Genomic DNA, 13,886 nt, shown 5'->3' on the forward strand with positions numbered 1-13,886 from the left:
TGGCCGACCGGCATATGCTCGGCGCCCCGAACCGGACGATCTGCGGGCAGTTGCCCGCGATCATCCGGTTTCCGGGCTAGCTTTCCGCTTGTCCTGACGCAACGTCAAGATTTGTCGTCGGAAGGCGGGTTGAGCGAGATGCGAAGCCGTAGGGACATACTGAGGACGGCCGGGGCGGTGGCGGGCGCCGCCGCGGTGGGAGCGATGGGCAGCGGCACGGCGGCCGCCGTGGACCAAGGAAGAGGGGCGGCGAGGAGTACGAGACGGATCTCCAGTTCCGTGGGGACCCGGCTGAACACCTTCCAGGACGCCTCCGGGCTGGTGACCGTGTCAGTGTTCTCCCACCGGGGGAACCCGCCCCAGCAGCACTGGATCGATGAGACCGTGCTGGTCGGCGACGGCGACATGATCGCCATCGGCGGCGGGGCCACGGCGGCCGAGTATCCGAACGGGGCGCTGCTGACCGCCTCGTACCCCACCGACGACCTCTCGGGCTGGACCGTCGGTTCGAAGGACCATATCGACGCCCAGGCCCATGAGCTGACGTCCTATGTCATCGGTCTGAAGATCGCCGGGATGAGCCGGGACGAGCTGCTGCGCTCGGTGTACGTCTCGCGCGCGGACAGCGGGGTGGCCCCGCATCCGGAGGCCGAGGCCGGGGTTCCTTCGTCCACCGACTACGTACTGGTCGGCGGTGGTTTCCGGGTGGACTGGCACGGTGCCGGAAATCTCGCCACCGCGTCCTTCCCGTCGACGGAGACCTCCTGGAAGGCGCGGTCGAAGGACCATCTGGCGTCCGATCCGGCCAATATCCGGGTGTTCGCGATCGCGCTGCGCCGCAATCTGCGGGTCGGGACCGTGTCGAACAGCTTCATGCGGGCCGACTCGGGTCAGTCCTCGCACCCGGCCGCCGTGGCATCGGTCGAGCCCGGGTTCGCGCTGACGGGCGGCGGCGCCGATGTGCACTGGCGGGGCGCGGGCAACCTGCTGTGGAAGCTGGAACCGGCGACCGGCCGGACACCGAGCTTCAGCGCGGCCGCCAAGGACCACCGGGCCGCCGACCCGGCCACGATCACGGCGTACTCGCTGGGCATCCGGATCGGCTGACCGACCCGGGCGGGCCCGGCGGGGCCCGCCCGGGGTCTCCACCGGCGGGACCCTGTGTCACCGCCGGTGGAGGCTCCAGGACCAGTGGTACGTCCCCGCGCCCAGCCGGTAGCGGGGCAGGGTGTCCGGGCCGCAGGACGCGGTGCCGAGGCCCCGGTGGGCGGCGTCGAGGTGCACCACGCACCGGGGCCGGGGCGCCAGTTCGTCGTGGTGGGTGGCGGCGGCCAGGTCGGCCGCCCGGTGGCGGGTGACCGACACCTGCCGCGGCTCGTCCAGCCGTACGGCCAGCCCGCCGCCCGCGTCCGACGACAGCAGCGAGAAGTGGCGCACCCCGTGCCGTCCGCCACTCTCCTGCGGTCTGAGGTACGGGGTGAACAGCCGGTCCACGCGCACGCTGTGGTGGCCGACCGGACCGCCCGCGCAGCGGTCCGGGTACGTCTCCCAGGGGCCCTGGCCGTACCACTCCAGGTGGTCGAGGCCGCACACCGTCTCGAAGACCGTGCCCACGCGGGCGGCGTCGGTCAGCGCCTCGGGGAGGGTGGCCGTCTCCTCCACCAGCAGGCCGCCGTCGGGCAGCGGGGTGAAGACCTGGAGGTGTTCGACGGTGCCCACGGCGGTCGGATACGCGCCGCGCACCAGGGTCCGGGCGCCGTCGTGGTCGACCGAGCGGGGTTCGCGCTCCAGCCGGTCCAGGCCCAGCGTGTGCCAGTGGTCGGCGGCGCCGCCCAGCAGATCGTTGTCGGTGGGCGCGCGCCACAGGCTGAGCACGGGCGGGGAGGTCAGCAGCGGATGGCGCAACAGCCCGTCCGCGTCGAGGGAAACGGCCGGGCCGGAGGCGGCCACGGGCGGGGGCGCGGGCCGTTCGCGGAGCCGGATCTGCGGAGTGCACACCTCGGTGCCGCGCCGCGCCCATGGCTCGTCTCGCCGGGTGGTGACCCGCAGCGTGAGCCACGCCTCGCCGCCGACCTCGGGCAGCCGGTCCACCAGTTCGGGTGGCGGGGCGAGGTGCGCCGACGCCCCGGGCCCGAGCGCGGCGGGCAGCGCGGCCGGGGCAGTGCGGGTGCCCGCGTCCTCCAGGGACAGCCGCCACTCGGCGGTCAGCCACGACAGATCGCGGAAGTGCTGCGCGTTGGTGACGCGCACCGAACCGTCCGGTTCGCGCGACAGCCTTACGGGAGCGGCGAGTTCGCGGTGTTCGTACAGGGCGGGTTTCGGGGTGCGGTCGGGGAAGACCAGGCCGTCCGCGCAGAACGCGCCGTCGTTCGGGGTGTCGCCGAAATCGCCGCCGTACGCCCAGCGGTAGCCCTCGGCGGCCACGCCGTGGGCGTACGCGCCTTCGCCACCTCGGCCCGCCGGGCGGCCCGCCGCCCGGCCGGTGGTGCGCTGGAGCAGTCCGTGGTCCCAGAACTCCCAGATGAAACCGCCCTGGAGGCCAGGGGTGGTCTCGATGGCGGCCCAGTGGTCGGCGAGCGTGCCGTTGCTGTTGCCCATGGCGTGCGAGTACTCGCACAGGATGAGCGGTTTTATCTGCTCGCCGGAGGTGGCGTGCGCCACGATCTCGTCCAGCGAGGCGTACATCGGGCAGACGATGTCGCTCGCGACGTCCGGCGAGGCCCAGCCGGTCTTGGCCGCGCCCTCGTACTGGAGCGGACGGGTCGGGTCGTAGCGGCGCAGCCACCCGGCGGCCGCGTCGTGGTTGGCGCCGTAGTCGCTCTCGTTGCCCAGCGACCAGATGATGACGCTCGGGTGGTTCTTGTCCCGGAGCGCCATGCGCGCGACCCGGTCGGTGAAGGCGGCCAGGTAGCGCGGATCGTCGGCGATCTCATGGGCGTGGTCGTGGCTTTCGATGTCCGCCTCGTCGACCAGGTAGAGGCCGAGTTCATCGGCGAGGTCGAGGAGCGCGGGATCGTTGGGGTAGTGCGAGGTGCGCACCGCGTTGAAGCCGAAGCGCTTGATGGTCTCCAGGTCGGCGCGCATCTCGGCGGGGGTGACGGTACGCCCGGTGAGCGGGTGGAAGTCATGCCGGTTGACGCCCCGGATGAACACCCGCTGGCCGTTGACCAGCAAGTCCCGGCCCTCGACGGCGACGGTACGGAAGCCCACGCGGTGGTGCGAGGTGTCGGCGGTCGAGCCGTCGGGGCGGTGCAGCGTCACGGTGAGTCCGTACAGCTCGGGCGTCTCGGCGGACCAGGTGCGCACCCCGGGTACGGACGCCCGTAGCCGTGCCTCGCCGAGGAAGTCCGAGACCCGCGCCTCCTCGGCGCACCACGCGGCGTACTCCTCGTCCACGGCCAGCTCGCCGACCCCGTCGAGGTGGGCCGAGACCCGCCATCCGGCGGGCAGCGCGCCGTCCGCCGAGCGCACCTGGACGTCGACCCGCAGCCGTCCGTCCGCCGGGGCGGTGATCCGCACATCGGCCAGGTGCAGCGGGTCGGTGGCGTAGACGAGGACCGGCCGGGTGAGGCCGCCGTGCCACCACTGGTCCTGGTCCTCGATGTGCGAGGCGTCGGACCACTTCACCACCGTCAGCCGCAGAGTGTCGGCCGCCCCGGGGTGTACCACGTGGCTGATGTCGAACTCGCTCGCGAGGTGGGAGTCCTTGCCGATGCCCACCGGGCGGCCGCCCACCTCGGCGAGCAGCACGCTCTCCGCGGCGCCGACCTGGAGGACGATGCGGCGGCCCGCCCATGCGGCCGGGATGTGCAACTCCCGCTCATGCACTCCGGTGGGGTTGTCGGCGGGCGGATGCGGCGGGTAGTCGGGCCATGGCATGCGCCAGTTGGTGTAGCGCGGGATGTCGCCGGTGTCCTGGGTGGTCCAAGGTCCCGGGACCTCCAGCCTCGTCCAGGTGTCACCAAGCGGAGCTTCGGGGCCGGGCAGCAGCTGGAAGCGCCACGGGCCGTCCAGGGAGAGGCTGCCGGACCTGCGGTCGACCGCGTGCATCGGCAGCCGCCGCCAGGAGGTCAGCTCGGGGGATTCCCACGGCCGCAGCTCGCCCCAGAGGGAAGGGGGTACGGACATCAGCGGATGGCCCCCTTGCCGAGGTCCGCCATGATCTGCCGGGCGCCGATGAAGAACACCACGAGCAGCGGGAGCAGCGCGAGCAGCGCCCCGGCCATCACCATGCCGTAGTCGGTGGTGCCATGGACGCTGTTGAGCTGGGACAGCGCGACCTGGAGCGTCACATGGTCCGGGTTGATCAGCGCGATCAGCGGCCAGGCGTAGTCGTTCCACTGGCCCATGAAGGTGAAGATGCCGAGGAAGGCGAGGCCCGGCCGGACCACGGGCAGCGCCACGTGCCAGTACTGCCGCAGGAAGCCGCAGCCGTCGAGCCGGGAGGAGTCCATCAGCTCGTCGTGGATGGCGCCCCTCATGTACTGGCGCATCCAGAAGATGCCGAAAGCGTTGGCCGCGGCTGGTACGACGAGGGCGGTGAGGGAGCCGATCCAGCCGAGCTTCGCCATGATGACGAACTGCGGGATGGCCTGGAGCTGGGCGGGCACCATGAAGATGCCCATCATCACGACGAACAGCAGCTTGCGGCCGGGGAATTCGTACTTGGCGAACACGAAGGCCGCGAGCGAGTCGAAGAAGAGCACCAGGAAGGTCACGGAGACCGCGACGATCAGGGTGTTGGCCATCGAGCCGAAGAAGTCGATGTTCTGGAAGAGATGGCGGACGTTCTCCAGGAAGTGGGTGCCCGGCAGCAGCTTCGGCGGGAACTGGAAGATCTCGGTCGACGTGCGGGTCGACATGACGATCGTCCAGTAGAAGGGGAAGAGCGAGAGCAGCACCCCGGCGATGAGCGAGATATGGAGGCTCAGCCCACGGGCGCGGGTGCCCTTCATGCCCTTCACGCCCCTCATGCCCTTCACGCTTTTTATGCCCTGCATGACGGTCTCCCTACGCGTCCTTGCGCTGCACCAGGCGCCAGTTGATGATCGAGAAGAGCGCGACGACGAGGAAGATGCCCCAGGCGATCGCGGCGCCGTAGCCGAAGTCGTTGTTGTCGAAGCTCTGCTGGAAGAAGTAGAGGACCATCGTCTGGCCGGAGTTGCCCGGGCCGCCCGCGAAGGTCGAGGTGTTGTTGGTGTTGGAGAGCAGCACCTGGGGTTCGGTGAAGCTCTGCAGGCCGGTGACGGTCGAGACGATGAGGGCGAAGAGGATGATCGGCCGCATCATCGGCACGGTGATCCGGAAGAAGGTCTGCACGGGTCCCGCGCCGTCCACGCGGGCGGCCTCGTACAGCTCGGTCGGGATGGTCTGCAGCCCGGCGAGGAAGATCAGCGCGTTGTAGCCGGTCCACTGCCACGTCATCAGCACGGCGATGGCGACCTTGATGCCCCAGGCGGAGTTCAGCCAGGCCACCTGGTCGAGGCCGAGCCCCTGCAGCACGGCGTTGGCGAGGCCGAAGTTGGTGGAGAAGACCGAGGAGAAGATGATCGCGACGGCCACGACGGACGTGACGTTCGGCAGGAAGTAGGCGAAGCGGTAGAAGTTCTTGAAGCGCACCGCCGAGTTGAGCATCACGGCGGTCACCAGCGCGATGAAGAGCATCGGCAGGGTGGCCATGGCCCAGATGGTCAGGGTGTTGGTGAGGGAGTGCCAGAACTGGGCGTCGCCGAGCAGATAGCGGTACTGGGACAGCCCGGCGTACTCCATCGTCCCCAGCCCGTCCCAGCGGTGGAACGAGAGATAGAGGGAGTACCCCACCGGGATCAGGCCGAAGCAGAGGAAGAGCAGATAGAACGGGGAGATCGCGAGGTAGAGCCGCCAGTATCCGAAGATGGACCGGGGCTTGTGGCGCGCGTGGGCCGCCTTCGCGCCGCCGCGGGCGGCGGGCGGGGCACCGAGCCCGGGCACGGCGGTCATATCCCCACCCCCATGTGCTCCGCTACGCGTCGGCATTTGCTCATGGCGTCCTTCCAGGCCCGGGCGGGGTTCTTGTCGAGCGCGTTCACCGCGCGCAGCTGGTCGGAGACGATCTGGTCCAGGGTGTAGTCATAGGGGCTGTGGTAGGCGACCGGGATGTCCCTGGCCGCCGGGCCGAAGACATCGATGGTCCGCTGGCCGCCGAAGAACGGGTCCGGCGCGCGCATCGCCTTCAGCCGGTACGAGGCGGGGGTGGACGGGAAGAGGGTGGCGTCCGTGAAGCCGCGGGCCTGGTTGGCGGGGTTCAGCAGCCAGGTGATGATCTCAAAGGCCTGCTCGGGTTCCCGGCAGTACTTGGTGATGGCGAGGAAGGAGCCGCCGTTGTTGGCGGCGCCGCCGGGCATGGCCGCCACCCGCCACTTGCCGCTGGTCTTCGGCACCGTCAGCTTGAGGTCCCCGGCCGCCCAGGAGGCGCCGAGCTGGCTGGGCAGCAGGCCCTTCTCCATCGCCGCGTTGGAGTCCGGCGTACCGGACTGGTACTTCGAGCACAGCCCGCGCCGATACGCCTCGATGGCGGTGTCCCAAGCGCGGCGTATGTGCTCGCCGTCGCCGATGAAGTGCCGGTCCTTGTCGACGTACCGCTTGGTGCTCTGCGCGACCATGTACTGGTAGACCGTGAGCGCGTCGATGAGCAGATAGGCGCCCCGGACCTTCCGCTTCAGCCGCTCGCCCGCCGCGAGATACGCGTCCCAGGTGTTCATCTCCCGGGCGACGTCGGCGGGGTCCGTGGGCAGTCCGGCCCGGTCGAAGACGGCGGGCATGTAGTAGTGGGCGACCGGACCGGTGTCGATGGGGAAGCCGACCATACGGCCCTCGGGGGTGCAGCCCTCCGCCCACTTCCAGGGCAGGTACTGGCTCTTGAGCTTCTCCGCGCCCAGCGTGCGCAGATCGACGAACTGTCCGGCGTTCGGGAGGTACGAGGCCATGTCCTCGCCCTTGAGGCCGGTGATGTCGGGGACGTAGGACCGTCCGGCCATCGTGGTCAGCAGCTTGGACTTGAAGTAGCCGCCGATCTGGGCCGGCTTCAGCGAGACGCCCGTGAAGCGCGTCTTCGCGTCGGCGACGACCTTGTCGCTGAGCCCGCCGGTCCAGTACCAGAGGGTCATGTCGCGGCCCGTGGAACCGCTCGGTACCGAGCAGCCCGCCGTGGTGCCGCCGAGCGTCGCGACCGCCGTAGTGGCCAGCCCCGCGCGCAGCAGCCCTCTCCGGGAGAGGTGCACCGCTCCCACCGCCCTTCAAAAGTGTGCAAGGTATGGCACAGGATCGTGCGCCCCCCGATCAGAAAGAGCAATAGTTGAGCAGAAGCAAGCATAGAAATGATTGAGAATGACGAGTACTGTGCACGTCGTGCTGGCTGAGCGACGACATCAGATGATCTTGCGGGCGCTGCGTTCCGGTGGACCGGCCGCTGTGGCGGACCTGTCCGCCCAGCTGAACGTGAGCGCCGCGACAATCCGCCGCGATCTGCTGAAGCTGGAGGAGGAGGGGCTGCTCACCCGGGTCCACGGCGGCGCGGTCGTCGAGGGCGGCGATCAGCCCTTCGCCGAGGTCGCGGAGGTGCGGGTGACGGAGAAGGACGCCATAGCGGTCCGCGCCGCCGAGCTGGTCGAGGACGGGCAGACGGTGCTGCTGGACATCGGCACCACCGCCTATCGCCTCGCCCGGCAGCTGCACGGCCGCAGACTGACCGTGATCACCAGCAATCTGGTGGTCTACGAGGAGCTGGCCGACGACGACGCCATCGAGCTGGTGCTGCTCGGTGGGGTGCTCCGGCGCGAGTACCGCTCGCTGGTCGGCTTCCTCACCGAGGACAACCTGCGCCAGCTGCACGCCGACTGGCTGTTCCTGGGCACCAGCGGCGTCCGCCCCGGCGGCCAGGTCATGGACACCACGGTCGTCGAGGTCCCGGTCAAGCGGGCCATGATCGCGGCCTGTGACCGGGTGGTCCTCCTCGCCGACGCGGCCAAGTTCCCCGGCACCGGGGTGGCCAAGGTGTGCGACCCCGGCGACCTCGACGCCGTGGTGACCAATGCCCCCTCGACCCTGCCGGCCTGCGCCGCGTTCGAGGAGGCCGGAGTGGAAGTGGTACGGATATGAAACTCACGATCCTCGGCGGCGGCGGATTCCGGGTGCCGCTCGTGTACGGGGCCCTGCTCGGCGATCACGCGGAGGGCCGCGTCACCGAGGTCACCCTGCACGATCTGGACCCCGCCCGGCTCACGGCCATCGCCCGGGTGCTCGGCGAGCAGGCCGACGGCATACCGGACGCCCCCACCGTGGCCGTCACCACGGATCTGGACGAGGCGCTGCGCGGCGCCGACTTCGTCTTCTCCGCGATCCGGGTCGGCGGTCTGGAGGGCCGGGCCGCCGATGAGCGGATCGCCCTCGACCAGGGCGTTCTCGGCCAGGAGACGGTCGGCGCCGGTGGTATCGCGTACGGGCTGCGCACCGTACCCGTCGCCGTGGACATCGCGCGGCGCGTCGCCCGGCTCGCGCCCGACGCCTGGGTCATCAACTTCACCAACCCGGCCGGGCTCGTCACCGAGGCCATGTCCCGCCACCTCGGGGACCGGGTCATGGGCATCTGCGACACCCCGGTGGGGCTCGGGCGGCGGGTCGCCCGCGTCCTGGGCGCCGACCCGGACCGGGTGTGGATCGACTACGTCGGGCTCAACCACCTCGGCTGGCTGCGGGGCCTGCGGATCGACGGGCGCGACGAGCTGCCACGGCTGCTCGCCGACGACACCGCCCTCGACGCGTTCGAGGAGGGCAGGCTGTTCGGCCGCGAGTGGCTGCGCGCCCTCGGCGCGATCCCCAACGAATATCTGCACTACTACTACTTCAACCGCGAGGCGGTGCAGGCCTTCCAGGAGGCCAAGCAGACCCGCGGCGCGTTCCTCCGCGATCAGCAGGCGGTGTTCTACGACGCGATGCGGGACCCCGCCGCCCCGCCGCTGGCCACCTGGGACCGCACCCGCGCCGAGCGCGAGGCCACCTACATGGCCGAGAACCGCGAGGCGGCGGGCGCCGGGGAGCGCGACAGCCACGACCTGGAGTCCGGCGGCTACGAGCAGGTGGCACTCGCCCTGATGCGGGCCATCGCCCGCGACGAGCGCGCCACGCTGATCCTGAACGTGCGGGGCGGCGCCACCCTGGGCGTCCTGGACGAGGACGCGGTCATCGAGGTGCCCTGCCTGGTGGACGCGAACGGCGCCCGCCCCGTCTCCGTCGCTCCCCTCCCCCACCACGCCACCGGCCTGGTGTGTGCCGTCAAGGCCGTAGAACGCGAGGTCATGGCGGCGGCCGAGAGCGGTTCGCGCGCCACCGCCGCCAAGGCGTTCGCCCTCCATCCGCTCGTGGACTCGGTCACCGTCGCCCGCCGTCTCGTCGACGACTACGCGGGCGGGCACCCCGGCCTCGCGTATCTGAACCGGAAGTAGGAACCCCCGTCATGCACGATGAACGCCGCCGTATCGAGGAGCGCGTCGAGCGCGTCCTGAAGCAGCGCATCCAGCCCGCCGTGCACGCGGCGTCGGTGCCCCTGACCATCGAGGCGTGGCAGGCGCCGGACGAGCCGGTGCCGTTCGCCGAGGCCGCGGCCGCCCCGTACGAGCCGTTCGCCCTCGGCACTCCCTGGGGGCCGCCGTGGGGCACCACCTGGTTCCGGGTCAGGGGCGAGGTCCCGGCCGCGTGGGCGGGGCGGCGGGTCGAGGCCGTCTTCGACCTGGGCTTCGTCGGCGACTGGCCGGGCAACCAGGCCGAGGCGCTGGTCCACACCCTGGACGGCAGCCCGCTGAAGGCCGTCAACCCGCAGAACCAGTACGTGGCGGTGGCGAACCCGGCCGAGGGCGGCGAGCAGATCGCGTACCTCATCGAGGCCGCCTCCAACCCCGACATCCTGGCGAACGACTTCGCCGCCCCGACCCCGCTGGGCGACAAGCTCACCGCGGGCCGGGCCCCGCTCTACACCTTCGCCCGCGCCGACCTCGCCGTGCTGGACGAGGACGTGTGGCACCTCGCCCTGGACCTCGCGGTCCTGCGCGAACTGATGCTGGAGCTGGACGAACACCAGCCGCGCCGCCACGAGATCGCCCACGCCATCGACCGCGCGCTGGGCCGTCTCGATCTGGAGGACATCTCCGGCACCGCAGCCGCCGTACGCGACGCGCTGCGCGGTGTCCTGGAACGCCCCGCGCACGCCTCCGCCCACACCATGTCGGCCGTCGGCCACGCCCATATCGACTCCGCGTGGCTGTGGCCGATCCGCGAGACCAAGCGCAAGACCTCGCGCACCTTCTCCAATGTCACGGCGCTGGCCGCCGAGTACCCCGAGTTCATCTTCGCCTGCTCGCAGGCGCAGCAGTACGCGTGGGTGAAGGAGGAGTACCCGCAGGTCTGGGAGCGGATCCACGAGGCGGTACGGGCCGGGCAGTGGGCGCCGGTCGGCGGCATGTGGGTCGAGGCGGACGGCAATCTGCCCGGTGGCGAGGCCATGGCCCGGCAGCTGGTGCACGGCAAGCGCTTCTTCCTGGACGAGTTCGGCATCGAGACCAACGGGGTGTGGCTGCCGGACTCGTTCGGCTACAACGCCTGCTTCCCGCAGCTGGCGCGGCTCGCCGGAAACGAGTGGTTCCTGACCCAGAAGCTCTCCTGGAACCAGACCAACAAGCTCCCCCACCACACCTTCTGGTGGGAGGGCCTGGACGGCTCCCGGATCTTCACCCACTTCCCGCCGGTGGACACCTACAACGCCGAGTTCTCCGGCCAGGAGATGGCGCACGCGGTCCGCAACTACGCCGACAAGGGGCGCGGTACGCGCTCGCTGGCGCCCTTCGGACACGGGGACGGCGGTGGCGGCCCCACCCGCGAGATGCTGGAGCGGGCGCGCAGGCTGGCCGATCTGGAGGGCTCGGCGAAGGTCGTCATCGAGCACCCGGACGACTTCTTCGCCGCCGCGCGCGCCGAGTACGAGGACGCCCCCGTGTGGTCGGGCGAGCTGTATCTGGAGCTGCACCGTGCCACGTACACCTCCCAGGCCCGCACCAAGCAGGGCAACCGGCGCAGCGAGCATCTGCTGCGGGAGGCGGAGCTGTGGGCGACGGCGGCCGCGCTGCGGGCTTCCGGCCACCCGTATCCGTACGAGCGGCTGGACCGGCTGTGGAAGACGGTGCTGCTGCACCAGTTCCACGACATCCTGCCGGGCTCGTCCATCGCCTGGGTGCACCGGGAGGCGGAGGCGGAGTACGCGCGGGTGGCGGCGGAGCTGACGGCGATCACCTCCGCGGCCCTGGACGCGCTGGGTACGGAGCAAGGTGGCGCGGAGACCCGCCCGCATGTGTACAACACCAGCCCGCGCCCCCGCACCGAGGTGATCGCCGTGCCCTCGGGCACCGCCGAGGGGCAGCCGCTCTCCGACGGCCGGGTCGCCGTCTACACCGAGGTCCCCGCGTCCGGCAGCGCTCCGCTGGCGACCGGCGCGGAGCCGGAACATGTCGTCGTCGGCGACCGGATGCTCGACAACGGTCTGATCCGCCTCGAACTGGCCGAGGACGGCACCATCGCCTCGCTGCGCGACCTCACCGCCGACCGCGAGGTCTTCGCCCCGGGCGCCCCCGGCAATCTGCTGCGGCTCCACACCGACCTCCCCAACTGCTGGGACGCCTGGGACGTCGACAAGCACTACCAGCAGCGCTACACCGATCTACTGGACGCCGAGTCGGTCACCGTCGCCGAGAAGGGCCCCCTGCTCGGCGCGCTGCGCGTCGAGCGCGCCTTCGGCAAGGGCTCGCGGATCGTCCAGACGATCACGGTCCGGGCGGGCAGCCGCCGTATCGACATCGCCACCGACATCGACTGGCACGAATCCGAGAAGCTCCTCAAGGCGGCGTTCCCCGTCGACATCCACGCCGACCGCTCCACCGCCGAGATCCAGTTCGGCCACGTCCACCGCCCGACGCACACCAACACCAGCTGGGAGGCGGCCCGGTTCGAGGTGTACGGCCACCGGTGGGTGCATGTGGGCGAGCCCGGCTACGGGGTCGCGGTGCTCAACGACGCCACGTACGGCCACGATGTGTCCCGCACCACCCGCGAGGACGGCGGTACGACGACCACGGTACGGCTCAGCCTGGTGCGCGCCCCGCGCGTCCCGGACCCCGAGGCGGACCAGGGCAGGCACCGCTTCACGTACGCCCTGCTCCCCGGCGCCACCGTCCAGGACGCCATCGCCGAGGGGTACGCGCTCAACCTCCCGCTGCGGGTGGCCGAAGCGCGGACCGCCGCCACCCCGCTGGTCACCACGGACGGTCCGGCCGCCGCCATCGAGGCCGTCAAACAGGCCGACGACCGCTCCGGCGATGTCGTCGTGCGGCTCTACGAATCGCTCGGCGGCCGCACCCGCACCACCCTCCGCCCGGGCTTCGCGCACACCGGTGCCGTGGTGACGGACCTCCTGGAGCGGCCGGTCGCGGACGCCGAGCCCGTCACCGCGCACGAGGACGGCAGCGTCACCGTGTCCTTGCGGCCCTTCCAGATCCTCACCCTCCGGTTCAGCAGGAGCTGACCACATGGCCATGCAACCCTGGTTCCCCGACGCCAAGTTCGGCATCTTCATCCACTGGGGCGTCTACGCCGTCGACGGTGTGCAGGAGTCGTGGTCGTTCTTCGAGGGCGACATCCCGCACGACCAGTACATGGCACAGCTCGACGGGTTCACCGCCGCCGCTTACGACCCCGCCGCGTGGGCCCGGCTGTTCGCCCGCGCGGGGGCCCGCTACGCGGTGCTCACCAGCCGCCACCACGACGGCGTCGCCCTGTGGGACACCGCCGAGGGCGACCTGAACGTCGTACGGCACACCCCGGCGGGCCGCGACCTGGTCGCCCCGTACGTGGACGCGCTGCGCGCCGAGGGGCTGAAGGTCGGGCTGTACTACTCGCACAGCGACTGGAACCACCCCGACTACGCCACCACCCGCTACGCGGGCAGGCCCCCGGAGCAGGAGAACAATCCGTACGCCGAGGTCCCCGAGGAAGCGGCGGACCTGGTGGCCTGGGCGCGCTACCTCGCCTACCGCGACGCCCAGGTGCACGAGCTGACCAGCCGCTTCCGCCCCGATCTGCTCTGGTTCGACGGCGAGTGGGAGCGCGCCGAGGAGCAGTGGGGGATCCGGGAGCTGGCGGCGCTGATCCGCGCGCAGGTGCCGGACTGTGTGCTGAACGCGCGCATGCTCAGCGAGGGCGACTACGCGACGCCGGAGCAGGGCGTGCCGATCGAACCGCCCACCGGGCCCTGGGAGCTGTGCCTGACCTTCAACGACTCCTGGGGTTTCCAGCACCACGACCACAACTACAAGTCGACCGGGCAGCTGATCCGCTACTTCGCCGAGACCATCGGCGCCGGTGGCAACCTGCTGCTGTCGGTGGGCCCGAAGGAGGACGGCACGATCCCGGCCGAGCAGATCGAGCGGCTGGAGGGCATGGGCGACTGGATCGCCCGCCACGCGGAGGCCGTGTACGGCACGGTGGCGGGGCTGCCCGCCGGACACCACTACGGCCCGAGCACCCTCGCGGCCGACCGCCGCACCCTCTATCTGACCGTCTTCGACATCCCGCGCGGCCCCATCGGCGTGCGGGGCCTGCGCACGCCGGTCCGCCGGGTCCGGGTGCTCGGCACCGGCACCCCGCTGGAGCACCGGGTCATCGGCGGGCTCCACGAGGTGCCGGGGGTGCTGTGGATCGACCCGCCCGCGGCCGCCGATCTGGACGGCCACGCGACCGTGCTCGCCGTGGAACTCGACGGCGAGCTGGAGCTGTACCGGGGTTCCGGGCGCGCCTGAGGAACCCCGGGG

At 71.1% G+C, this 13,886-nt stretch carries 9 protein-coding genes; 5 read left to right on the forward strand and 4 right to left on the reverse strand.

Annotated features, from left to right (window positions below; genetic code table 11):
• Positions 1 to 279: 279 nt before the first annotated feature.
• Positions 280 to 1,107 (forward strand): hypothetical protein, encoded by an 828-nt coding sequence (locus ACFV9T_RS19555; RefSeq protein WP_385441875.1) that lies wholly within the window; start codon positions 280 to 282, stop codon positions 1,105 to 1,107.
• 57 nt (positions 1,108 to 1,164) lie between these two features.
• On the opposite strand, the gene ACFV9T_RS19560 is transcribed toward ACFV9T_RS19555, so the two are convergent.
• The 4 genes from ACFV9T_RS19560 to ACFV9T_RS19575 are packed head-to-tail and all read right to left on the reverse strand — an operon-like array spanning position 1,165 to position 7,259.
• Positions 1,165 to 4,128, reverse strand: a complete 2,964-nt coding sequence (locus ACFV9T_RS19560; RefSeq protein WP_385441877.1) for a glycoside hydrolase family 2 TIM barrel-domain containing protein — start codon at positions 4,126 to 4,128, stop codon at positions 1,165 to 1,167.
• Positions 4,128 to 4,973 (reverse strand): carbohydrate ABC transporter permease, encoded by an 846-nt coding sequence (locus ACFV9T_RS19565; RefSeq protein ID WP_385441987.1) that lies wholly within the window; start codon positions 4,971 to 4,973, stop codon positions 4,128 to 4,130. Before ACFV9T_RS19565 ends, ACFV9T_RS19560 begins: the two co-directional genes overlap by 1 nt.
• 37 nt (positions 4,974 to 5,010) lie before the next feature.
• Positions 5,011 to 5,979: a carbohydrate ABC transporter permease gene (locus tag ACFV9T_RS19570; RefSeq protein WP_385441879.1), complete on the reverse strand. Its 969-nt coding sequence runs from the start codon at positions 5,977 to 5,979 to the stop codon at positions 5,011 to 5,013.
• Positions 5,976 to 7,259: an extracellular solute-binding protein gene (locus tag ACFV9T_RS19575; protein ID WP_385441880.1), complete on the reverse strand. Its 1,284-nt coding sequence runs from the start codon at positions 7,257 to 7,259 to the stop codon at positions 5,976 to 5,978. Before ACFV9T_RS19575 ends, ACFV9T_RS19570 begins: the two co-directional genes overlap by 4 nt.
• A 127-nt stretch (positions 7,260 to 7,386) precedes the next feature.
• Here ACFV9T_RS19575 and ACFV9T_RS19580 point away from each other — a divergent pair, with 127 nt between their 5' ends.
• Genes ACFV9T_RS19580 through ACFV9T_RS19595 form a run of 4 tightly spaced genes read left to right on the forward strand, consistent with a single transcriptional unit; the run spans position 7,387 to position 13,874 of the window.
• On the forward strand, positions 7,387 to 8,136 hold the full coding sequence (locus ACFV9T_RS19580; protein ID WP_385441989.1) for a DeoR/GlpR family DNA-binding transcription regulator: 750 nt from the start codon (positions 7,387 to 7,389) through the stop codon (positions 8,134 to 8,136).
• The gene (locus tag ACFV9T_RS19585) at positions 8,133 to 9,479 is read left to right on the forward strand and encodes a 6-phospho-beta-glucosidase (protein WP_385441882.1); all 1,347 of its coding nucleotides are present in this window, start codon (positions 8,133 to 8,135) and stop codon (positions 9,477 to 9,479) included. Before ACFV9T_RS19580 ends, ACFV9T_RS19585 begins: the two co-directional genes overlap by 4 nt.
• Before the next feature lie 11 nt (positions 9,480 to 9,490).
• Positions 9,491 to 12,601, forward strand: coding sequence for an alpha-mannosidase (locus ACFV9T_RS19590; RefSeq protein ID WP_385441884.1), 3,111 nt, complete (start codon positions 9,491 to 9,493; stop codon positions 12,599 to 12,601).
• Positions 12,602 to 12,605: 4 nt separating this feature from the next.
• A complete protein-coding gene (locus ACFV9T_RS19595) occupies positions 12,606 to 13,874 on the forward strand; it encodes an alpha-L-fucosidase (protein WP_385441886.1) in 1,269 nt (422 codons plus the stop codon).
• The last annotated feature ends 12 nt before the right edge of the window (positions 13,875 to 13,886 follow it).

Source organism: Streptomyces sp. NPDC059850, assembly GCF_042731515.1.
In the GTDB taxonomy this organism is placed as follows: Bacteria; Actinomycetota; Actinomycetes; order Streptomycetales; family Streptomycetaceae; genus Streptomyces.

Excerpts from the sequence above, each read along its gene's own strand:
- ACFV9T_RS19565 (WP_385441987.1), bottom strand. The coding sequence starts at position 4,973 with ATGAGGGGCGTGAAGGGCATGAAGGGCACCCGCGCCCGTGGGCTGAGC.
- ACFV9T_RS19590 (WP_385441884.1), top strand. The coding sequence starts at position 9,491 with ATGCACGATGAACGCCGCCGTATCGAGGAGCGCGTCGAGCGCGTCCTG.
- ACFV9T_RS19585 (WP_385441882.1), top strand. The coding sequence starts at position 8,133 with ATGAAACTCACGATCCTCGGCGGCGGCGGATTCCGGGTGCCGCTCGTG.
- ACFV9T_RS19560 (WP_385441877.1), bottom strand. The coding sequence starts at position 4,128 with ATGTCCGTACCCCCTTCCCTCTGGGGCGAGCTGCGGCCGTGGGAATCC.
- ACFV9T_RS19595 (WP_385441886.1), top strand. The coding sequence starts at position 12,606 with ATGGCCATGCAACCCTGGTTCCCCGACGCCAAGTTCGGCATCTTCATC.
- ACFV9T_RS19570 (WP_385441879.1), bottom strand. The coding sequence starts at position 5,979 with ATGACCGCCGTGCCCGGGCTCGGTGCCCCGCCCGCCGCCCGCGGCGGC.